We start from the raw sequence: 17,418 nt of genomic DNA on the forward strand, positions 1-17,418 counted from the left end.
GATGCACAACGAACGAAGTGTGGGTGGGCGTGTGCCCAAGCGGTACCTGGCAGCCACCTTGCTGGTGGCCATGAGCCTGGGGCTGGTGGGTTGTTCTTCGCCTGAGGAAAAAGTCGCGGCTTTTCACAACAAGGGGCAGAGCTACCTGGACGCCGGCAACCACGTGAAGGCCCGGCTGGAATTCCAGAACGCGCTGCAAATCAACCCCAACAGTGTGCCGGCGCTTTTTGGCATGGCCAACATTGCCGAGCGGCAGAGCGATTGGACGCGCGCCCATGGCTTGCTCAGCAAGGTGGTGGAGCTGGACCCGCAACATGTGGAGGCGCACATCAAGTTGGGCAAGCTCCTGCTGGCCGGCGGCGTGATGGACAAGGCGCTGGCGCAGAGTGAGATCGTTCAGTTGCTCAGCCCCGACAGCGCCGACGCCCTGGCCCTGCGCGCGGCGGTGATGTTCAAGCTCAATGACACCAAAGCTGCGGTGGATTTGGCGCAGAAAGCTGTGGCGCGCAACCCCAAACATGTGGACGCCCTGGTGGTGCTGGCCTCTGAGCGTTTGGGCGCAGACGACGCACCGGGCGCCATCGCGTTTCTGGACCGCGCGCTGGAGGGCAACGAGCGCGACGTGGCGCTGCAACTCATCAAGGTGCAGGCTCTGGAAAAAATGGCCCGGCTGGACGGTGCCGAGGACATCTTCAAGAAGCTGATCGACTTTTATCCCGACAACAAGGTGTTCCGTCACATCCTGGCGCAGTTCTACCTGATGCACGACAAGCGCGATTTGGCCGAGGCCCAGTACCGCGCCGTGGTGAAGGCGAACCCCAAGGACACCGAGGCCAAGCTGGACGTGGTGCGTTTTCTGGGCAGCACCCAGGGTCAGGACGCCGCCGCTGCCGAGCTCGCGGCGCTCATCCAGGCCGAGCCCAAGGCGCACGACCTCAAGCTCAACCTGGCCAGCTTGCGCGTGCAGCAAAACAAGCGCGACGAGGCGCAAGCGCTGTGGCGTGAGGTGATGGCCCAGGCCGGTGACGACGCTGCCGGACTGCGCGCTCGCGGCGCGCTGGCCACCGACCTGCTGGCACAAGGCAAAAAGGCCGAAGCAACCCAGCTGGTTGACGAAATTCTGACCAAGGATGCGCGCAACGAACAAGGTTTGCTGTTGCGTGCTGGCCTGGCCATGGACGAACGCCGGTTGGACGACGCCGTGGCGGATTTGCGCACCATCTTGCGCGATGTGCCGTCGTCCGCACGAGCGCACGCCTTGCTGGCGCGGGCCCACGAGATGCAAGGCGCCAAAGACCTGGCGCAGGACCACTACGCCCGTTCGGCGCAGGCCGGCAAATTTGAGCCAGCGTTTGCCATGCCGTACGCCGAGTTTCTGATGCGGTCCGGCAAGGCCCGCCAGGTGGAAGACGTGTTGCGTGAAACGCTGCGTGTGGCGCCCCGCCACCTGCCGGCCTACCGCTTGCTGGCGCAGTCTTACCTGAGCACGGGCAACCTGGTGGGGGCACAGAACGTGGCCGATCAGGTGGCCAAGCTGGGCGACCAAGCGGTTGCTGCCAACCAGCTGCAAGGGGTGGTGGCCGCCGCACGCAACCAGTTTGACAGCAGCATTTCTTCTTTCAAGAAGGCGTACGAGCTGTCGCCCAACGATATGCAGCCGATGGTGGCGCTGGTGCGCACTTACCTGCGTGCGGGCAAGCTCAAAGAGGCACAAAACTTCGTGCAGTCGGTGGTGGTGGCGTCGCCGGACAACGTGCCCGCCCGTCTGCTGCAAGCCCAGCTGGCGCTACAGGCCGGCAACCGCGCGGCCGCGCGGCAGGGTTTCGAGGCGGTGCTGGCGCGCGACCCCAAACACACGGGGGCCCAACTGGGCTTGTCCAACCTGCTGGTGGCCGACAACAAACTCGACGAGGCCGATCAGGTGCTGGAACGCGCACTCAAAGACCAACCGGGCGACTTGGGTTTGCGTCTGGCCCGGGCTGGCTTGTTGGAGCGAACCAACGACCTGGACGCAGCCATTGCGCAGTACGAGCAGTTGCACAAGGACCAGCCCAATGCGGAGGTGGTGGTCAACAACCTCGCCAGCCTGTTGGCCGACCACCGCAGTGATCCGGCCAGCCACAAGCGCGCTTTCGAGCTGGCCCAGCGCCTGAAAGACAGCCACATCCCCCAATTCAAGGACACCGTGGGCTGGACCCACCACCTCGCGGGCAAACACGCCGAGGCGGCCAAGTGGTTGCGCCAGGCCGCCACCGAGATGCCCGGGCTGCCGTCGGTGCACTTTCACCTGGGCATGACGGAGCTGGCGCTCAACAACACCGGTACCGCACGCAAGTCGCTGGAGCAGGCGCTTGAGTTGGCCGCGAAGGGCGCCCCGTTTGCCCAGAAAGACCAAGCGAAGAAGAGCTTGCAAGGGCTTTGATGCATGTACGAAGCGCACTACGGCCTCACAGAAAAACCGTTTTCCATCCAGCCCGACCCGGACTTCCTGTACTTGGGTCGACGCCACGCGTTGGCGTTCACCATGCTGCAGTACGGCATACAGAACCGCTCGGGCTTCACCGTCATTTGTGGTGACATCGGTTGTGGCAAAACCACCTTGATCCGGCACCTGCTCAACACCCTGGGCCAGGAGTTGACCGTCGGCCTCGTCTACAACACGCACCCCGACATCGCCGATCTGCTTGAGTGGATCATGTTGTCGTTTGGCCAGCCGTTTGATGGCCTGTCCCCGGTGGCGCGCTACGAGGCCTTCCAGCGTTTTCTTATCGCCGAATACGCCGCTGGCCGGCGGACGGTGCTGATCGTGGACGAAGCGCAAAACCTCAACGCGGGGGCGCTGGAGGCGCTGCGCATGTTGTCCAACATCAATGCCGACAAAGACCAGCTGTTGCAAGTGATTCTGGTGGGCCAACCGCAGCTGCGCGACTTGCTGAAAAAACCGGAGCTGCAGCAGTTTGCCCAGCGTGTGGGGGTGGATTTTTTCATTCCACCTTTGACCCCAACCGAGGTCGTTGACTACGTGCAGCACCGGCTGCAGGTGGCCGGCGGAGAGCAGCCACTGTTCACCACCGAGGCGCTGGCCCGCATCGCCGAAGTCACCGGCGGTGTGCCGCGCAGCATCAACGTGTTGTGCGACATGGCGCTGGTCTACGGGTTTGGCGGCGACCAGCCCATCGTCGACTTGCCCTTGGTGAACCAGGTGCTGGCAGACCGGCGGGACTATGGTGTGCTGGGCGGATCGAGCGCCGGGCAATAAACCTTGCCACACGGTAGTCCGATACGCCCATAGGAGGCGAGAGGGCTCCCGATACCATCACTGTTATCTGTTGAATGTGGCGAATCGCCACGACAGATCAATCCATATAGGGAGGTGGCATCCATGTCAATTTTGCGCAATTCTTTTTCTCTTACCTTGTGTGCCGTGGCGCTGGCTTGCGCCAGCGCGGGGGCATCGGCTGCCACCGTGACCCTGCAATACGACCAGCAACAATTTGTGGGTCAAGGCGTGTCTATCGATATGAATGCCGGGTCCGGTACCGACTTCAGGACGATCCCCAGCGGCAGCTTGGGCATGGATGTCAACGGTGTCAGCGGCACGGATCTTTTCACTCCCGACACCGGCATCCTGGCATGGTGCGTGGAGCTGTCACAGGCTGTGTCGACAGCAAACACGGTCTACAACATCGACACCAGCGGCACACAAAGCTGGCTAAACTCGCTGCAGAAACTCGTCAACCAGCGTTACACCGAGGTTCTGAGCGCGGCCGACGGCATAGCCTCGTCGGCCATGCAACTTGCGGTCTGGGAGCTGGTGAGCGGTGGAACCAACTTGCGCGATGGCAACTTTCAAGTCAATCCCGTTCAGAATGTTTCCTACCCCACGGAGTCCCACGCCGCCATTGCCAAGGCGCAGAACTGGTTGGATGAACTGAACACGGGCTCCGTGCCCGAGACCGACAACTACCGCATTGTGGTGTTGACCAACAACGGCGCGCAAGATGTGGTGATGTTCGTGCCGCCGTCCGAGGTCCCGCTGCCTGGCGCGGCCTTGTTGTTCGTGTCGGCACTGGGTGCGGGGGGCTTGGCGCGGCGGCGCAAAGGCGCGGGCCGCAAGTCGGTGCTGGCTTGACGCACAAGGGGGCCAGCGTGTGCCACCGCGTGGCAACAAAAAAAGGGGCGTTGGCCCTTTTTTGTTGTGTCGCGTTCAACCCTGTGATGCCTGTATTGGGGCGCCGCTCATTTGGTCGGCATCAAGCGGCTCAGGGTTTCGACCTTGGAGACGGCTTGGGCCCGGTTCATGACATCGAGCTTCTTGAAGATGCGTTGCATGTGGTTTTTCACGGTGAACGCGCTGATGTCGAGGATGATGCCAATTTCGTGGTTGGTTTTGCCCATGCGGACCCATTCCATGATTTCCATTTCGCGCCCGCTCAAGCCGCCGACAGGCAGCTGGGTGTCAAAGTCCTGATCGCTGGGCAAGCGTTGGTTGGTCACGGCGGGTCGACTGGCCTCAAAGTACTGTTCCGGCAGTGGCGTCACTTGCCGGAAGGCAGCGTCGATGTAGGGCAGCATGAAGCGCAGCGAATCGCGTGCTTTGCCGTCGGTCAGGTCGGTGGCGCCGAGCATGATGTAGATGCAGTCGTGTCGGCCACGCCGATCCTTGATGCCGTGAACCAAGCCGCCCCGCATGTGCCGCATGCCGGCCAAAGTGGCCTGGTCCTCGAACGGTTCGAAATCAAAACCGGTCGAGCCGTTGATGGTGAACGGCGTGTTACCACAGGCCAACCAGCGGCTGAACAAGGCGTTGGCAAAAGGCTCAATCACCTTCTCACTGAAACGATCAGTCCGCAGGCCGTCTATAGGCGACACCACGTCGAAACAGATCAGACCCATTGAAAAGTCGCCCCAGGCGGCGATCACCACATCGTGGGGAATGAAACGCTGCAGGTCGTCTTGCAGCCAATGAAACAAATCCCCATGGCTGCGCACGCCGAACGAGCGCTGCACAACCTGCAGCATGGGACCGAGGTCGTCGATCGAGAGGTGGCCCAAAAGTGACATGGCGTTTGTTTTTCTGTTAACGAAAGTTGGTCGAATTTTTGCACTTCTGAGCGCCATTCACCGGCGCCAAAAACTCAACTTCTGTCAACAAGATCACGGTTTTTATGGGGTCCGATGGTCCGTTTGACCCGCTGAGCGTGCGGCCCGCACCACGAAAATTGGGCGCCATGACAAGCCCTTATATCCTGGTGACCGGCGGCGCTGGTTACATTGGCTCACACACCACTTTGGCCCTCTTGCAGGCCGGTTTTTCGGTGGTGGTGCTCGACAACCTGTGCAACAGCTCGGCCGAATCGATGGCCCGTGTGGCCGCCTTGGCGGGGCGGCAACCGCAGTGGGTGCAAGGCGACGTGCGAGACGCCGCGACGCTCGATGCGCTGTTCCAACGCTATCCCGTGCAAGCGGTGTTGCACTTCGCGGGCCTGAAGGCGGTGGGGGACAGTGTTCGTGACCCCTTGCGCTATTTCGACAACAACGTGGTGGGCAGCTTGACCTTGTGCCAGGCCATGCACAGGGCGAACGTGCACACCCTGGTGTTCAGTTCGTCGGCCACCGTGTATGGGGCCGATGCCCCCAGCCCCTACAGCGAGACGACGCCAGTGGGCACGCCCGTCAACCCCTATGGGCGCAGCAAGTTGATGGTGGAAGACATGTTGCGCGACCTCGCAGCGTCCGATGCACGTTGGCGCGTGGCCTTGCTGCGCTATTTCAATCCGGTGGGCGCGCACGAAAGTGGTCAGATCGGCGAGGACCCGCTGGGCGTGCCCAACAACCTGGTGCCCTACATCGCGCAGGTGGCGGTGGGGCGCCTGGGGTGTCTGTCGGTGTACGGGGACGATTACCCCACGGCCGACGGCACAGGCGTGCGCGATTACATCCACGTGGTTGATCTGGCCGAGGGGCATGTGGCGGCGTTGCGTGCCCTTACCAAGCGGGCCGGCGTGGCCGTTTGGAACCTGGGCACGGGCAAAGGCAGCAGCGTGTTGGAGGTGATCCGCAGCTTTGAACCGGCCAGTGGCCAAGCGGTGCCTTACCGGGTGGTGCCACGCCGCGCGGGCGATTTGGCCGCGTACTGGGCCGATGCGTCTGTGGCGCAGCACGAACTCGGCTGGTCGGCCCAGCGGGATCTGGATCAAATGATGCGGGACACCTGGCGCTGGCAGCAGGCCAATCCGCAGGGCTACCGGTTGCCGGCCCCTGCCGTTGAACCGATGCTGAGATAACGGCTGTGTTTGGGGCCTGTGGTTGTCAGCCTGTGTGCCGTGTCTCCAGCGTCACAAAGGCATGGGCCAAGCCGTTGACAGAGGTGCCCGTTTCGCGGGCCGTTTCCATCCACTCGGGGCCCAGCGTGGGTGCCAACGCATCACCTTCAAAGTCCTGCGCGATCTCCGTCACCACCACCCGCTGGGCATGTGGCAGCGCCAGCGCGTAGAGCTGGGCGCCGCCGATCACCCACACCTCGGGCGCGTCGGCGCAACGTGTCAGTGCCTGGTCCAGGCTGTCGCAGCGTTCGGCGCCCTCGGCCTGCCAGTCGCTCTGGCGCGTCAGCACCAGATTGCGGCGGCCGGGCAGTGGGCGAAAGCGCGGTGGGAGGGAATCCCAGGTCTTGCGGCCCATGAGCACCGGGCAGCCGCTGGTGTGGCGTTTGAAGTGGGCCAGGTCTTCGGGCAGGTGCCAGGGCAGCTGGTTGTTCTTCCCGATCACGCCGTTGGCGGCGCGCGCGTAGATGAGGTTGAGGCGCATGGGTGTGCGGGGTGTCAGCGGCGTGCGGTGCCGCGCAGGTTCAAAACGTCGAGCTCGCTCACGGCTGCGGCCTGGTTGCCCCAGCTGCGGCGCACATGCGTGAGCACAGCAGCGATGTCGGCGTCACTCAACGTCAACAAATAGGGTGGCATGCCGTAGGGGCGGGGGTGGGCGGCGGTGGCGGGTGAGAAGCCGCCGTTGAGCACGGTCTGCACCAGGTTGGCGGGCGAGGCCATGAGCACCGCCCGGTTGCCTGCCAGCGGCGGGTAGGCGTTGGGCACACCTTCGCCCGCGTCGCCGTGGCAGGCGGCGCAGTGTTGACCGTACAGCTGGGCGCCCAGGTCGAGGGTGCGAGACGGGGTGGGGCGTTGTGCCTGGGGCGGCGGGGTGTCCACACGCGGCAGGGCTTGGAGGTAGGTGGCCATGGCGCGCAGGTCGGTGTCCGTCCAGTGTTGGGTGCTGTGCTGCACCACCTCGGCCATGGGGCCGGTCACCTGGGCGCCGGGTGCGCGGCCATCGCGGAACAGGGCCACGATGTGTTCCAGCGGCCAGTCCTGCAGGCCGGCCTCGCGCGGTGCGTTGAGCGACGGGGCGTACCAGTTTTGCAGCGGGATCAGGCCCCCGGCCAGGTCGAGCATGTTGCTGTTGGCGCCGAGCGCGTTGCGCGGCGCGTGGCAGGCACTGCAGTGGGCCAGGCCTTGCACCAGGTAGGCGCCCCGGTTCCATTCGGCGCTTTGTTGCGCTTGCGGCGTGTAGGCCCCCGGCCGGAAGTACAGCGCACGCCACACCGCCAAGGCGGCCTGCGTGCTGTAGGGCCAGTCCAGTTCGTGCGCGCGGTTGGGCTGGGGCACGGCAGGCAGGCTGCGCAGGTAGGCGTACAGCGCGTCGCTGTCTTCGCGGCTGACCAGGGTGGTGTTGTTGTAGGGAAAAGCGGGGTAAAGCAGCCGCCCATCGCGCGAGCGCCCATGGTGCAGGGCGCGCCAGAAGGCGTCGCTGTTCCACTGCCCCAGGCCGTGGGTGGCGTCGGGTGTGAGGTTGCCTGCGAACACGGTGCCAAACGGTGTGGCGATGCCCCGCCCGCCCGCGTAAGGCGCACCACCGCGTGAGGTGTGGCAGGTCTGGCAGTTGCCCACGGTGGCCAGCTGACGACCGCGTTCGATGGTGGCAGCGTCCGTTGGGGCCTGCGGCGGCGCATCGGACAGGGGGGCTTCACCGCGCACATTGAGCCACACCACGGCAGTGGCCGTGGCCAGCAGCAGCACGCCCAACATCAGCAGCCATTTGATGCGGTGTGTCATGGTCGGCCCCCTGGCGTGGGGGCCGAGCCACACGCCGCCGGCAAGGCCTGGTTGGGCGGCGGGGCGGGCTTGGCGAATGCCGATACCGCCTGCGTGGCCAGCCAGCCGCTCACGGCCGACACATCGGTCTGGCTCAGCTGCTCGGCCACCTGGGCCATGCAGTCGGGGGCGTGGGCGCGGCGCTGCCCGGTGCGCCATGCGCCCAGTTGGCTGTTGAGGTAATCGCGTGGCAAGCCGAGCAGGCCGGGGGTGGCGGGCTCCATGCCGGTGAGCTGGCTGCCATGGCAGCTGGCGCAGGCCGGAATGCGCCGGGCGGGGTCGCCCTGCAGTGCCAGTTGCTGGCCACGCGCCAGATCGGCCGCCGACACCTGCACCGCTGCGGGCGCGGCATAGGGCAGCTCCAGCGCGGCAAAGTGCTGCGCAATCTCCCACAGGTAGGCGTCGGTCAGCGGGTCCACCATCTGGGCCATCAGGCGGTAGTGGCGGCGGCCGTCGCGGAAGTTGAGCAGCTGGTTGTAGAGGTAGCCAGCCGGCTTGCCAGCAATGCGCGGGTAGTAGCCATCGGGCGCAGCGCGCCCCTGGGCGCCGTGGCAGGCGGTGCAGGCCTGCATGCGCTGGGCCATGCTGTCTTCAAATGGGGGGCGGGCGGTGGTTTGTGCGCCCGCCGTGCTGGTGGCCAGCCAGCAAGACGCCAGGCAGACCAGCCGCCAGAAGTGCTTCAGGTAACAAGGCATGGCGCTATTGTCGCCGCTCGTGTGTGCGCTCCCGGGTGGCCCGCGTGTGGCGGTTCGTGTTGCGAGCGCTCAGTCGGGGGCGCCAACGGTGAGCGTTACCGCACAGGTGCCGTGTTTGCCCAGGTCCACATGGCCGGCGATGTGGTCGCCCGTGGACACCGCCCCCACCCCTTCGGGCGTGCCGGTGTAGATGAGGTCGCCGGGCTGCAGGTGGTAGTAGGTGGAGAGGTCGGCGATGATTTCGCGGATGTTCCAGATCAGCTTGTCCACGTTGGACGACTGCTTGGTCACGCCGTTGACGTCGAGCGCGATGGCGCCTTGCTCGATGACCACACCTTCCATTGGCACGATCTCGGAGCACACCGAACCTTCTTCGATGTCCTTGCCGGTGTCCCAGGGGCGGCCCTTGTCGCGCGCCACCAGTTGCAGGTCGCGGCGTGTCATGTCCAGGCCGGCGGCGTAGCCGTACACCAGCTCGTGGGCCTGGTCCTCGCTCACGCGAAAGCCCGGCTTGCCGATGGCCAGCACCAGTTCCATCTCGAAGTGGTAGTTGTTGGTGCGCGGTGGGTAGGCCACGGTGGTGCCGCTTTCCACCAGCGTCTGGGGCGACTTGGTGAAATAAAACGCCTGCTCGACACTTTTGTCCACCGGGCGGCCCATCTCGACGGCGTGTGCGTGGTAGTTGCGGCCCACGCAGAAGATGCGGTTGATGGGGAAACGCTCGGTCTTGCCCCGGATGGGCAGGGAGGGGGCGGCGGGCGGGGCAAAGAGGTAGGTGGTCATGCTCGGGGAAGGAGGCTGGGGTGGTTATCGCGTCTCGTACACACCGAGCTTGCGGTGCAGTGGGGACTCGTCGGCAATAAAAACAAAGGACGGCTGGTCGGCCGATCGGTTGGTCAGCGTGACGGGCTCATAGCCGGGCGCGCAGCAGGTGTCGGCCTCGACCAGACCGAAGGTCTTGCCACAGGTGGACACGTCCACGCCGCCTTCGATCAGGTGGAACACCTGCGAGGGCGAACGCGCGGGCAGGTGGAGCGTCTGGCCGGGTTGGAGCATCAGCGCGTAAAAGCCCAGGATGTTCTCGGCGTCGTCGCCCGTCTCAGGGTTCACATAGGTCACCTGCACGCAGTCCAGCTGCGGTTCGTTGGTGGCCAGGGCCAGCAGCGCGGCGCGTGTGTCGGCCCAGGGGTAACGCAGCATGGGGTAGCGTTTGTCGCTGCGTTCGAACACCTGAGTGGGCACCACACCGGCACGGGTCCAGGCGCGGTCGCCGCTGCCTTGCTTCACGGTCTGGCGCTCGCCGTTGATGTGGTAGCTGGCCTCCATGTAGTACACCAGCGGCAGGTCCAGCACGTCCAGCCACACCACCGGGTCGGTGCCGTCGTGGCCGTGTTCGTGCCACAGCCCGGTGGGGGTCAGGATGAGGTCACCACGCGCCATGGGGCACTTCTCGCCGTCCACCGTGGTGTAAGCGCCTTCGCCCTCCACGATCATGCGTACCGCGTTGGGTGTGTGGCGGTGGCTGGGCGCCCATTCGTTGGGCAGCAGCAGTTGCATGCCCAGGTACATGGCCGGGCTGGCCTTCATGTTCTCCAGGCCGTGGCCAGGGTTGGCCAACACCAGCACACGGCGTTCGGCTTTCTCAATCGGCGTGAGTTCGCCGGCCTTGAGCAACAGCGGGCGCAGCGTGGCGTAGGGCCAGTGCACGGCTTGTGTGGCGCGGGTGGGGGTGCCCGGCGGCAGCACCGCGCGCAGGCTGGGCCACAGCGGCACCAGGTTCAGGTTTTTCAGGTCGTCGCGGTAGCTTTGTGGCAGGTCTTCCAGGCGGCCGAGTTCGTGGCTCATGGTGTCTCTCCTCCGTGTCAGTAAGGGGTGGCCAGGCAGTTGCCGGCGTTCCAGCCGTACAGCCATTCCATGGCGTCGTAAAAACGCTCGGGGCTGCGGCCTTTCCAGAGCTCGTTGCGCACCAGGCGTTCCACGCCCTTGGCGTGGTAGATGCGGCCCATCTCGCGCGAGCTGAGCACGATGCGGGCGGTGCGCGCCACGCGGCTGCGCTGGTACAGGTCCAGCGCCTTGGCCCAGTTGTTGTTGTGCACCCGCAGGGCTTCGCCCAGGGTCACCGCGTCTTCCATGGCCATGCAGGCGCCTTGTGCCATGTACTGTGTGGTGGGGTGGGCGGCGTCGCCCAGCAGGGTGGCGCGGCCAAAGGTCCACTGGCCAATCGGTTCGCGGTCGGCCGTGGCCCAGCGTTTCCAGCTCTTGGGCAGGTCGATCAGCTGGCGGGCTTTGGGGCAGATGCCCTGGAAGTAGCTCTGCACCTCTTCCTTGCTGCCTTCGGTCACGCCCCATTCTTCCTGCTGGCGGCTGTGGAAGGTGACGACCACGTTGTACTGTTCGCCGCCACGCAGCGGGTAGTGCACCAGGTGGCAGTTGGGGCCGACCCAGATGCTGGCGGCGTTCCACTGCAAATCCTCGGGGAAGTCGGCTTTGTCCACCACCGCGCGGTAGACCACATGGCCGGTGACGCGGGCCGGGTCGTTCACGTACTGCTGGCGCACCGCGCTCTTGACACCATCGGCCCCGATCAGCGCCTGCCCACGGTAGGCCAGGCCGTTTTGGTCGTACACGGTCACGCTGTCGGCGTCCTGTTCCACGCGGTCGATGCGGGTGCTGGTCTGAAAGCGCACGCGCCCGGTTTCTTCCGCGCCTTCGAGCAGGGACTTGTGCACATCCACCCGGTGGATCACGGCATAGGGGTTGCCAAAACGCTGGCGAAAGGCCTCGCCAGTGGGTATCTTGCCCACCTGGTACTCGTCCAGCGCGTCGTGCATCACCATGTAGTCGGTGTAGACGGCGCGGCCGCGCGCCTTTTCGCCCACACCCAGCGCGTCAAACGCGTGGAAGGCGTTGGGGCCAAGCTGGATGCCGGCGCCAATTTCACCGATCTCGGCGGCCTGCTCGAACACCTGCACGTTGAAGCCCCGGCGCACCAGGGCCAGGGCGGCGGCCAGGCCACCGATGCCACCACCGGCAACAAGAACGGGCAACGAGGTGTCGGGTGTGTTCATGAGGACTCTTGGATTTGTATGCTGATAATCAGCATGCTTATAATAAGTATAGTTAGTATTCCATACTCGCATAAACAAGGGTTTACCCTTGGATTTGTCTACAGGCAGAATCGGCGACGTCTTCTGCCTCCCGATCGCCATGCAACTCGACGCCTTGCCCGGTCCCTACATTCGCCGCCTGCAACAGATCGCGGTGGCCATCTTCCTGCAGGAAACCGAGGGTTTTGGGGTCACGCCCATCCAGTACGGCGTGCTGCTGACGGTGCACCGCCAGCCCGGGCTGGACCAGCGCACGCTGGCCGGCCTGATGGGCCTGGACACCTCGACCACCGCCGGTGTGGTGGACCGGCTGGAGGCGCGCGGGCTGTTGCGCCGCAGCGCCTCGCCCACCGACCGGCGCGTGCGGCTGTTGGGCATCAGCGCCGAAGGCAGCACCTTGCTGAGCGAGATGGAACAAGCCGTCAAAGCCGCCCAGGCGCGCATGCTGGCGCCGCTCAGCGACGCCGAAAAGCCGCAGTTTCTGGACATGTTGACCCGCCTGGTGCGAGCCCACAACGAGAGCAGCCGCTCGCCCACCGAAGGCATGGGCCTGAGCGATGGTTGAGGCCCCGCTTCAGAGCCGCAGGCGCTGGGCGTAGCCGGTCATCTCCAGGTAACCCTGTCCCACCTTCTGGCCGCGTGCGTCCAGCAGCAGCGACAAGCCTTCCCAATAGACGTTGCCGGTGCTGGCGCGCGCGTCCAGCTCTTGGGCGTCGAGCCGCGCGCGCACGGTGTGCACACCGGCGGGCGAGGCCACCCGCCACTCTACGGGGTAGCGCGCGCCGGTTTGGGCACTGGTCCACCAGCGCACGGGCTCAAAGCGCAGCTCGTCGTGCACAAAAATGCGTGGCACCACTTCTGCAGGGCGGCGCAGCGAGCCACCTGCCCACAGCGCGCTGCCATCGGCGCGGCGCAGCTGAAACGCGGTCAGCGCGCTGCCATCGTCCAGGTTCATGCCTATCCAGTCCCAGCCCACGGCCTCGGGGTGCAGCAAGGCCTCGCTCCATTCGTGGTCCAGCCAGGCGCGGCCGGTCACCTCAAAACGCTGGCCTTGTAAGCCCAGGGAGCCCGACACCACCAACTGCGGCTGGCTGTAGTAGTGGCTGGCCTGCGCCGCCTCGGGGCCTTTGCGCGACAACCCCTGATCGCCTTGCAGCAGCAGCGGCTGGCTGGGCTGGGCGCGCAAGTTCAGGTTCAAGTCGTCGCCGCTGATGCGGGTGGCGTAGCCGTCTGCCTGGCGCCGAAACAACCAGCCCGACAGCTGTACCGCTGTGTCTTGCAACGAAGCATCGGTTGCGCCGCCCGGTGCACCGTTCCAGCGCGCGATGCGCTCGTCGTGCCACAGCTTGCCGCCAGACCCATCGCCGGCTACATCGGTGATGGCCGCATGCGCAAACAACAACTGTCGCGCGGCCAGCCGGCTGGTCATGGCCTGGGTGCCATCCACACGGGAGCGGAAAAACGTCACCTGAAAACCGAATTCGCGCCCAGCCGATGTTTGTGCCTGCCCGGTGAGGTACCACCATTCGGTGCGCAGCTCAGGGTGGGCACCGTGGTCGCGCGGAAATTGCAGCACACGGGGAGACAGTGCCCACCCGCTGGCGGCCCCCAGCAGCGGAGCCATAGCGGCAGCTTGCAGCAAGTGGCGGCGAAACAGCATGTCAACCCAAGAGGGTGGCCAGGTGGTGGCGCGCGGGCGTGGTGTCGCCAAACTGGGCCTTCACCCAGGCCGCATCGTGGTAGGTTTTTTCGTAGCGTTCGCCCGCGTCGCACAGCAGCGAGAGCACCGAGCCCGGCGTCTGCTGCGCGCGCATTTCGTTGGCCAGGCGCAGCATGGCCACGAAGTTGGTGCCGGTGGACGGCCCGACCTTGCGGCCCAACAGGCCGGTGAGGGCGTGCATGGCGGCCACCGATTCCAGGTTGCTCACCACTTCCATGCGCTCCACCAACGTGGGAATGAAGCTGGGCTCCACCCGTGGGCGGCCAATGCCTTCGATGCGCGAGCCGGGCGCGGTGAGCAAGGTGTCGCGCTGCGCGTGGTAAGCGGCAAACACCGAACCCTCGGGGTCGGCCACACACAGCTGGGTGGCGTGGCGCTGGTAGCGCAGGTAGCGGCCGATGGTGGCGCTGGTGCCGCCGGTACCCGCTCCCACCACAATCCAGGCCGGCACCGGGCAGCGCTCGTGCGCCATCTGCTCAAACATGCTTTGGGTGATGTTGTTGTTGCCCCGCCAGTCGGTGGCGCGCTCGGCGTAAGTGAACTGGTCCATGTAGTGGCCGCCCGTTTCGTCGGCCAGTTGCTGCGCCGCCGCGTACACCTCGCCCGCGTGCTCCACAAAATGGGTGCGCCCGCCATAAAAGGCGATTTGCGCGATCTTCTCCGCCGAGGTGCTGCGTGGCATGACGGCAATGAAAGGCAAGCCCAGCAGGCGCGCGAAATAGGCTTCGCTCACCGCGGTGGAGCCGCTGGACGCCTCGACCACCGTCGTGCCCTCGTGAAGCCAGCCGTTGCAGAGCGCGTACAAAAACAGCGAACGCGCCAGCCGGTGTTTGAGGCTGCCAGTGGGGTGGGTGGATTCGTCCTTGAGGTAGAGGTCGATGCCATGGCGCGCAAACGTGGGCAGTGGCAGCGGGATGAGGTGCGTGTCGGCGCTGCGCTGGAAGTCGGCCGCGATGCGGGCGATGGCGTCTTGGACCCAGGAGTTCATGTGCGGGCTTCTTGTTGTGATGAAACGGTGGTTTTACCAGTCTTCGCGCACGGCCCGCACCACGTCGGCGCTGGCCGCCGCGCGCGCGGCCAGCCAGGCGGTGAGGGTGCCACTGGCCACCACGGCCGCGCACAGGGCCAGCAGGCGCGGCCAGGGCAGGGCCAAGTCCATGGTCCAGTGAAAACTCTGCGGGTTGACCACGAAGACGAGGATGAGGCTGACGCCCAGGCCCAGCGCCAGGCCGGCCAGCGTGCCCAGCACCGTCCACACCAGGCCTTCGGACGCCACCAGGCGCAGCACCTGTGGCCGCGTGAGGCCCAGGTGGGCCAGCAGGCCAAATTCGCGCCGACGTGCCAGCACCTGGGCGCTGAAGCTGGCCGCCACACCAAACAGCCCAATGGTGATGGCCACCGCCTGCAGCCAGTAGGTGACGGCGAAGCTGCGGTCGAAGATGCCCAGCGAGCGCGCGCGTATGGCCTCGGCGGAGGCGATCTCGATCAGGTCCTGGCCACCTTGGTGTTGTTTCAACGTGTCGCGCACGGCTTGTTGCACGGTGGCGCTGCTGGCTTGCGGATCCAGGTACAGCGCGATGTCGTTGACGCGGTCGTCGCCACTCAGGCGCTGCAGCGCGTCCAGGTCCATCACCAGCGAGCCGTGCTGTCGTGCGTAGTCGCGCCACACCCCAGCCACAAAGAAGGGGGGCGCCCGGGTGAAGGCGCCAGCCAGCGGGGCAAACACCTGCCCAGGTTGTGCGCCGTACAAGGCCTGCAAAGCCTCGCTCACGTAGATGGCGACATGGTCGGGTGGTGCGGGCAGCGGGGGCTGGAGCAGCGGCAGATCGCGCGCCGGGTCGCTCAGGCGGCGGCCCACCAGCGCCACGGCGGGCCGGTTGCTGTCCAGCTGGATCTGCAGCACCCGCAGGCCTTCTGCGCGGGCCACGCCAGGCACCTGGCGGATGGCATCCACCGCAGCCGGTTCAAAAAACACCGTGTCGCCGGCACCACTGCTTTGGGCTGTGCGCACGTAGAGTGGGGCGGGCAGCACCACGTCCAGCCACTGCGTGACCGAGTCTCGAAAACTCGCCACCATCACGGTGAGCGCCACCGACAGCGCCAGGCTGGCCACCACGCCGCCCGTGGCCACCGCTGCCACCTCGGGCAGGCGGCGCGCCCGCTCCAGCGCCAGCAGGGGCAGGGCGTGTTGTGCGGCCCAGGGTGCCAGGCCACGCAGCGCCCAGCGCGCCAGGCCCGGCAACATGGCAATGCCACCCAGCAGCAACAGCCCCACAGACGCGTAAGCCGCCAGCGGCACGCCGCCCAACGGCGGCAGCAGGGCCAGCCCGGCGGCCAGCACCAGCAGCAGCGCCCCGCGCAGCAGCCCTTGGCGGGCACGCGGCGCGCTGGCCGTCAACCCCTTGAGCGCCACCGCAGGCGCCAGCCGCCGCACCGCTTGCGCCGGCCACCAGCCGCCCAGGCCGGCCGCCGCCACGCCCAGCAGACCGTAGCCCAGCAGCCCACCCGCAGTCCATCGCAACGCGGGTGCCTGGCTGCCAAAGTAACCCCCACCCAGGTCGCCGCCCAGCACCCGCAAGGCCAGTGCGGCCAGGCCGCTGCCCAGGGCCAGGCCCAGCAGGCTGCCCACCGCGCCCAGCAACAGCGATTCCATCAGCACCAGCCGCTGGCGCTGTGCCGCGCCCAGGCCCAACACACCCAGCAGCGCAAACTGCGGCTGGCGTTTGGCCACACCCAGGCTCAGCACCGAATACACCAGGAAAGCGCCGGTGAACAAGGCCACCAGCGCCAGCACGGTGAGGTTGACACGGTAGGCGCGCGAGAGGCGGTCCAGGCGCTCGTCGGCCGCGTCCGGGGTTTGCCACAGCAGGTCGGTGTCCAGCGCCAGTTCGCGTTGCAGCGTGGTCACATCGGTGCCGGGGCGCAGGCGCAGGTCGATGGCGCTGAGTTGGCCGAGGCGGTCAAAGTGTTCTTGTGCGGCGGCCACATCCATCACCAGCAGCGGCGCGCCCGGCGCGGCCACGCTGCCGGCCACCCGCAGGGGGTGCAGGGTCAGGCCTTGTTGCACCTGCAGCGCCAGGCCAGCCAGCTTCTGGCGGGCGGCGGGGTTGAGGAACACGGCATCGGGCGCGAACACGTCCAGCCGTCCGGCGGCCTCAGCGGGCCGCGCCACCAGCGACGGGTTGATGCGCCCCACGGTCAGCGCGTCCACCCCCAACACCCGCACCGGCACACGCTCGCCCGCCGCGCCTTGTGCGTAGGTCGACAGCTCCAGCAGCGGGCTGGCCACGGCCACCTGCGGGTGCGCTGCCACGCGGTCCAGCAGGGTGTCGGGCAGGCTGCCTTGGCGGGCGCGCAGCGACACATCAGGCCGACCGCTCACCGCCTGGGCGGCGCTGCCAAATTCGGCCAGGGCCGAGGCGTTGATGAGGTGCACCGCAAAGGCCAGCGCCACGCCCAGCATCACGGCCAGCACCGCCACGGCGGTGCGCCAGGGGTGGTGGGTGATTTCTTGCCAGGAAAAGGTCTTGAGCAAAGGCCACATGGGCGGGAGCTTACCCGCGCGCCTAAAATCGGCGCTTCACCGGGGGTGCCGGGTGGCCCAAACGGGCCGCGCGGCTGAGAGAGTCCCTTGGGGCGGCGCTTGAGGCTCTGCGCGTGCGCGGCGCCCTTGGGCGGAGATGACATGCAAGGCGCGATTTGCAGTCCATAGCAGGCTATGGACAAGAATCGCAACGCAGCAGGTCACCCGC

At 66.3% G+C, this 17,418-nt stretch carries 15 protein-coding genes; 5 read left to right on the forward strand and 10 right to left on the reverse strand.

Annotation, left to right across the window (positions count from 1 at the left end; translation table 11 throughout):
- Position 1 precedes the first annotated feature (1 nt).
- The 3 genes from ACFQU0_RS03355 (at position 2) to ACFQU0_RS03365 (ending at position 4,132) form a co-directional block, all read left to right on the forward strand.
- Positions 2–2,422: a tetratricopeptide repeat protein gene (locus tag ACFQU0_RS03355; RefSeq protein WP_382198704.1), complete on the forward strand. Its 2,421-nt coding sequence runs from the start codon at positions 2–4 to the stop codon at positions 2,420–2,422.
- Positions 2,423–2,425: 3 nt separating this feature from the next.
- The gene (locus tag ACFQU0_RS03360; protein WP_382198705.1) at positions 2,426–3,259 is read left to right on the forward strand and encodes an ExeA family protein; all 834 of its coding nucleotides are present in this window, start codon (positions 2,426–2,428) and stop codon (positions 3,257–3,259) included.
- 123 nt (positions 3,260–3,382) lie between these two features.
- Positions 3,383–4,132 carry a VPLPA-CTERM sorting domain-containing protein gene (locus ACFQU0_RS03365; RefSeq protein ID WP_382198706.1) on the forward strand — a complete coding sequence of 250 codons (750 nt, stop codon included), beginning with the start codon at positions 3,383–3,385 and terminating at the stop codon, positions 4,130–4,132.
- 107 nt (positions 4,133–4,239) lie between these two features.
- On the opposite strand, the gene epsA is transcribed toward ACFQU0_RS03365, so the two are convergent.
- Complete coding sequence (epsA, locus tag ACFQU0_RS03370; protein WP_382198707.1) at positions 4,240–5,064, reverse strand: XrtB/PEP-CTERM-associated transcriptional regulator EpsA; 825 nt, start codon at positions 5,062–5,064, stop codon at positions 4,240–4,242.
- 167 nt (positions 5,065–5,231) lie between these two features.
- Here epsA and galE point away from each other — a divergent pair, with 167 nt between their 5' ends.
- Positions 5,232–6,287, forward strand: coding sequence for a UDP-glucose 4-epimerase GalE (gene galE / locus ACFQU0_RS03375; RefSeq protein ID WP_382198708.1), 1,056 nt, complete (start codon positions 5,232–5,234; stop codon positions 6,285–6,287).
- 25 nt (positions 6,288–6,312) lie between these two features.
- Here galE and ACFQU0_RS03380 read toward each other — a convergent pair whose 3' ends face one another.
- From ACFQU0_RS03380 to ACFQU0_RS03405, 6 genes are all read right to left on the reverse strand, one after another.
- Positions 6,313–6,807: a dihydrofolate reductase gene (locus ACFQU0_RS03380; protein ID WP_382198709.1), complete on the reverse strand. Its 495-nt coding sequence runs from the start codon at positions 6,805–6,807 to the stop codon at positions 6,313–6,315.
- Between the two features lie 14 nt (positions 6,808–6,821).
- Positions 6,822–8,105 (reverse strand): c-type cytochrome, encoded by a 1,284-nt coding sequence (locus ACFQU0_RS03385; protein ID WP_382198710.1) that lies wholly within the window; start codon positions 8,103–8,105, stop codon positions 6,822–6,824.
- Positions 8,102–8,839, reverse strand: coding sequence for a c-type cytochrome (locus ACFQU0_RS03390; RefSeq protein ID WP_382198711.1), 738 nt, complete (start codon positions 8,837–8,839; stop codon positions 8,102–8,104). The genes ACFQU0_RS03385 and ACFQU0_RS03390 overlap by 4 nt, the downstream gene beginning before the upstream one ends.
- A gap of 69 nt (positions 8,840–8,908) precedes the next feature.
- Complete coding sequence (locus tag ACFQU0_RS03395) at positions 8,909–9,622, reverse strand: fumarylacetoacetate hydrolase family protein (protein ID WP_382198712.1); 714 nt, start codon at positions 9,620–9,622, stop codon at positions 8,909–8,911.
- A 24-nt stretch (positions 9,623–9,646) separates the two neighbouring features.
- Complete coding sequence (locus tag ACFQU0_RS03400; RefSeq protein ID WP_382198713.1) at positions 9,647–10,684, reverse strand: cupin domain-containing protein; 1,038 nt, start codon at positions 10,682–10,684, stop codon at positions 9,647–9,649.
- 17 nt (positions 10,685–10,701) lie between these two features.
- The gene (locus ACFQU0_RS03405; protein WP_382198714.1) at positions 10,702–11,907 is read right to left on the reverse strand and encodes a 3-hydroxybenzoate 6-monooxygenase; all 1,206 of its coding nucleotides are present in this window, start codon (positions 11,905–11,907) and stop codon (positions 10,702–10,704) included.
- Between the two features lie 139 nt (positions 11,908–12,046).
- Here ACFQU0_RS03405 and ACFQU0_RS03410 point away from each other — a divergent pair, with 139 nt between their 5' ends.
- Complete coding sequence (locus ACFQU0_RS03410) at positions 12,047–12,511, forward strand: MarR family winged helix-turn-helix transcriptional regulator (RefSeq protein WP_382198715.1); 465 nt, start codon at positions 12,047–12,049, stop codon at positions 12,509–12,511.
- Between the two features lie 9 nt (positions 12,512–12,520).
- Here the strand turns inward: ACFQU0_RS03410 and ACFQU0_RS03415 are convergent, their stop codons facing one another.
- From ACFQU0_RS03415 to ACFQU0_RS03425, 3 genes are read right to left on the reverse strand one after another with little or no spacing between them, the layout of a single operon-like run.
- Positions 12,521–13,606, reverse strand: a complete 1,086-nt coding sequence (locus ACFQU0_RS03415; RefSeq protein ID WP_382198716.1) for a lipocalin-like domain-containing protein — start codon at positions 13,604–13,606, stop codon at positions 12,521–12,523.
- Between the two features lies 1 nt (position 13,607).
- The gene (locus ACFQU0_RS03420; protein WP_382198717.1) at positions 13,608–14,654 is read right to left on the reverse strand and encodes a PLP-dependent cysteine synthase family protein; all 1,047 of its coding nucleotides are present in this window, start codon (positions 14,652–14,654) and stop codon (positions 13,608–13,610) included.
- Positions 14,655–14,687: 33 nt separating this feature from the next.
- Positions 14,688–17,210: an FtsX-like permease family protein gene (locus ACFQU0_RS03425; protein WP_382198718.1), complete on the reverse strand. Its 2,523-nt coding sequence runs from the start codon at positions 17,208–17,210 to the stop codon at positions 14,688–14,690.
- Between the last annotated feature and the right edge of the window lie 208 nt (positions 17,211–17,418).

The sequence above is a fragment of the Hydrogenophaga defluvii genome, assembly GCF_042665235.1.
GTDB lineage: Bacteria > Pseudomonadota > Gammaproteobacteria > Burkholderiales > Burkholderiaceae_C > Hydrogenophaga > Hydrogenophaga defluvii_A.